This is a genomic window from Thermococcus sp. M36, assembly GCF_012027355.1.
In the GTDB taxonomy this organism is placed as follows: Archaea; Methanobacteriota_B; Thermococci; order Thermococcales; family Thermococcaceae; genus Thermococcus.
Window position 1 is genome coordinate 1 of sequence record NZ_SNUH01000215.1, and the last position, 441, is coordinate 441.

The 441-nt window shown below is 39.5% G+C and carries 1 protein-coding gene; it reads left to right on the plus strand.

Features of this window, described 5'->3' with window-relative positions; translation table 11 throughout:
- A partial coding sequence (locus E3E36_RS12045; protein ID WP_167895602.1) for an FAD-dependent oxidoreductase occupies positions 1 to 441 on the plus strand: 441 nt, incomplete at both ends.

Consider the following 441-nt stretch of genomic DNA (forward strand, 5'->3'; position numbering starts at 1 on the left):
GGTAGTGAACAATTGCAGCAGGCATGCTACCCTATGAAAAGCACCCAGGAAGCATTGCAGTTAAGAAACCATTTATTAAAAAATTTTGAAAATGCTTTATTGCAAACTGATGCTTTGTTGAGGCAGCAGTTTTTAAACATTGTTGTGGTAGGTGGCGGGCCAACAGGTGTGGAAGTGAGCGGTGCATTGGCTGAAATGCGGAATCATGTATTACCGAAAGATTATCCTGAACTTGATTTCAGCTTAATGAATATTTATCTGATAGAAGGCTCTCCCCGAACGTTAGCAGCTATGAGTGAGGCAAGCAGCCATCAATCAAAACACTATTTAGAAAAGCTGGGCGTAAAAGTTACATTAGATGTTAATGTAACCAGTTATGATGGTAAGCAGGTTGTATTAAGCAATGGTAATGAAATAAAAGCCAGAACAGTTATATGGGCT